The organism is Capnocytophaga sp. CM59 (assembly GCF_000293175.1).
GTDB classification, from domain to species: Bacteria; Bacteroidota; Bacteroidia; order Flavobacteriales; family Flavobacteriaceae; genus Capnocytophaga; species Capnocytophaga granulosa.
In genome coordinates, this window is sequence record NZ_ALNN01000001.1 from 1 (window position 1) to 3,125 (window position 3,125).

At 30.7% G+C, this 3,125-nt stretch carries 3 protein-coding genes and 2 pseudogenes; 3 read left to right on the top strand and 2 right to left on the bottom strand.

Going from position 1 to position 3,125, the window contains the following annotated elements; all coding sequences use genetic code 11:
- Positions 1-243, bottom strand: a pseudogene (locus HMPREF1154_RS13620) (hypothetical protein); the annotation flags it as partial.
- Positions 244-560: 317 nt separating this feature from the next.
- Here HMPREF1154_RS13620 and HMPREF1154_RS00010 point away from each other — a divergent pair.
- From HMPREF1154_RS00010 to HMPREF1154_RS00020, 3 genes are read left to right on the top strand one after another with little or no spacing between them, the layout of a single operon-like run.
- A complete protein-coding gene (locus HMPREF1154_RS00010; protein ID WP_009640469.1) occupies positions 561-1,415 on the top strand; it encodes a hypothetical protein in 855 nt (284 codons plus the stop codon).
- 19 nt (positions 1,416-1,434) lie between these two features.
- Positions 1,435-1,752, top strand: coding sequence for a GPW/gp25 family protein (locus HMPREF1154_RS00015; protein ID WP_009640471.1), 318 nt, complete (start codon positions 1,435-1,437; stop codon positions 1,750-1,752).
- A 53-nt stretch (positions 1,753-1,805) separates the two neighbouring features.
- Positions 1,806-2,873, top strand: a complete 1,068-nt coding sequence (locus HMPREF1154_RS00020) for a hypothetical protein (protein WP_009640468.1) — start codon at positions 1,806-1,808, stop codon at positions 2,871-2,873.
- A gap of 18 nt (positions 2,874-2,891) precedes the next feature.
- Here the strand turns inward: HMPREF1154_RS00020 and HMPREF1154_RS13040 are convergent.
- A pseudogene (locus tag HMPREF1154_RS13040) lies at positions 2,892-3,125 on the bottom strand (IS1595 family transposase); the annotation flags it as partial.

Sequence of the window (3,125 nt, forward strand, 5' to 3'; positions counted from 1 at the left end):
TACAATTCTTTTCATTAATTTGTTAAAGATAGTCTCTTTGCTTTGTGAGCGATTGATTCTAAAACTATACTCAGCTAAATAGCGGTCTATGTTAAATTCTGATACCCAAGAATATATACCTCGTAATTTGCGACAGCAATATCCATCTTCCCACTTTAAAGAAGCTAGATATTCTTCGCAATCTAAGTCTGTTTTAAAGCGTTCAGTAAACTCTAAGAGGCTTTGTCCCTTAAATAATTCCATAATACATTAATTTTCAGAGTGCAAATATATGAGATTATTTTGACGCCTCAAAAAATATTTTTCAAGGTATTAGGTAACGATTTAGAAACCTAATTTTGAAAAAGCCTGTCCAAATCATCTAAGACTCTGTCTTCTCTTATCTTCCTATCAAAAAAATAATCCTCTTTGTATGGGCTAATTATATTATTTTTTGTAGTTTTGCATTTTAAATTCAATTTTGTAGAAAAAAAAAGAATATCTAAAAAAAGATGAGGAATAAATATTGTATTTTAATACTTCTAACAGTATTATCACTGAGTTTTAAACAAAAAAATAATATGAAATCAAATGAAAGAATTGTCTATGCTTTAGATGTTACCATACCTGGTCGTTATGAAGCTTACATTAATGATATTTTAGTAGAAACAAACAATGAAATGTCTATGCATAATACTATAATAAACATTAATCAAGCTGTTCTAAAGAGTGGTACTTATCAGTTTAGGATAAAACTATTTTCTTCTAATGAAGAACTGAGAAAAGGAGGTATACAGCCTGATACCTTTCAGTTCTTAAAAGTAGGATTAGTTAAATATCAGAAGATTGCTGTGGGAGAAGGAGCAGAAGAGGGAACATATCAGTATCTATACTCTTATCCTATTCCAAATTTGGAGAAACCTGTTCCATATTATGAAATAAAAGGAAAGTTTACAATCGATTTACCTTATGAACTGAATGGTTGGAGTAATGGGCAAGATCTTAGAAAATGGGACAAAGATAAACTAAAGAAAAAAGTTATCGCCTATTATAAAAAGCTATGGGAAATTCTTAATAAAGGAGATGTTGATCAATGGCAAAAATTAGTAAAAAAATCTCAAGAAGAAACAGCTTTTTTCAATTATTCTGATAAAGAATACCTCAATAAGTACATCAAAGAAGAAAAAGAAGAAATTATCAAAGACAAGGGTATGATGGCTGCTTTAGAAGATTATGAGATGAAAATATATGCTGATGGTAGATTAGTGTGCTTAGAACGGAGTAATCACACTAAACAGGTTAATGGTATCGATTGGGATATAAAAGGAGAGAGTCCTCTTATACAATATGGAAAAGAAGGAGGTGCCGCTACATTCCCCGTTAAGCTATATTTACCACAAGGTAGTGATGAATTTGTAATAATAAGAAGATATTGATTTGTAATAATTAAGATAAATGAAAGGCACTTACTACAAAACCCCCATAGACTTCAAGGCGTTGATAGAGAAGCGCGACCTTGCCAAGACCACCTTAGAGACCTCTATTGACCAGCAACTCTTCCTACTGGCTACCACAGCTTGGGGAGAGTGTAAGTTTGATGAAGGCTTCGGCACGGGCTTTTGGGAAGCAGACTTTGATATGCTTAAAAGTGATGCCAACCTAAAACTCTTGGTAAAAGAGAGCTTGAAAGAAGCTATACAGCGACACGAAAAATGCTTATTTGTAGAAGAGGTTGAAGTAGAGGTAACCAATCAAAACCTGAGTACCATATAATGAAATACGTATTATATATAATAAGTGTATTTTTCCTAATCACGGCGTGTAAAATGGAAAAAACAGAGGTAAATCCTTCACAAGAGGAAGAAAAAAAAGAAATTATAAGTGAAGATTCTCTTATAGCGGCTGATCGTATTTTTTATAGAGATAGCTTAAAATTTGTAAATATATATCCTAATTCAGAAGAAGGGTATGGTTATTTAAATAGGAAACCAGCTAACTTGAAGGTTTATAAAGTAAATGAAGTTAGTGTTTTTCCAAAATATGGATATTACGTAAATCTCTCTATACCTTATAGGCTTAGTCAAAAAGAACCACTCCTTACAAAGAAAGAGATAAATAAGCAAAAATATTATTTCTCCCTAACAGGAAAACGCAAAGAGCAAATATTAGAACAATTACACCTAAAACAAACTGATACAGTGTATGCTTATAGTATAAAAAAGGACAAACTGGATACGTATTTAATAAAAGATTTAGAAATGATCGCTTACAATCCTATTGAGATAATAGAAGGAAAAATAGAAGAGAAGTATTTTGATGTTGGTTTATTATTAAGTTATAGCGAAGAAGTAGATACCTCATATAAAGGAAAAGAATATGATTACGCATCTATTGAGGATGGAAATATATTCCAAACGGGAAAAATAAAAAGAATAGAAAGCGTGAAGATAAAAAATATAGATATTCCTTTTCCTATCAATTACAGTTTATTGGACAAATATGCTTACTATGAATATCCTATCTCTCTTCATATAGATAATACATATAAAGGAAAAATAAATAATGCTGACTTTTATATGCAAGCCTTTTCCAATTGGGATAAGCTCAATGAAAGATGGGATGAAAGAATGATTTACTTAATGATTGTTAAAGATAATAAGAAAGTAATAGAGCGTGTTTTTGGTGGAAATGGTATCGCAACCGTATGGATGTATAAAAATTTTTATATTGGTAATTTCATTAAGGGAAAACCAGATATTATAGAAAATATTGTATTTTACTCCTATGATCATTGGCTAACTTTCCTTTCAGAAAATGAGCCTCCCATATTTGTATTGAGTAGTTATGAGGAAGAATATAAAGATTTCTATCAGGGGTTAGAGTTTTTAAGATAAAATTATTGAGATGTCTATTTAGCTACATACTAATTGACTTTGGGAAACGGGAGAACGTTCTACAATTCTTTTCATTAATTTGTTAAAGATAGTATCTTTATTTTGTGAGCGATTGATTCTAAAACTGTATTCCGCTAAATATTGGTCTATGTTAAATTCTGATACCCAAGAATATATACCTCGTATCCAATACTTTACCTGATGTATTACCTTATGTAATGTAGGAAAATTCTTCCCATTATTACTAAGTCT

Excerpts from the sequence above, each read along its gene's own strand:
- HMPREF1154_RS00010 (WP_009640469.1), top strand. The coding sequence starts at position 561 with ATGAAATCAAATGAAAGAATTGTCTATGCTTTAGATGTTACCATACCT.
- HMPREF1154_RS00015 (WP_009640471.1), top strand. The coding sequence starts at position 1,435 with ATGAAAGGCACTTACTACAAAACCCCCATAGACTTCAAGGCGTTGATA.
- HMPREF1154_RS00020 (WP_009640468.1), top strand. The coding sequence starts at position 1,806 with ATGGAAAAAACAGAGGTAAATCCTTCACAAGAGGAAGAAAAAAAAGAA.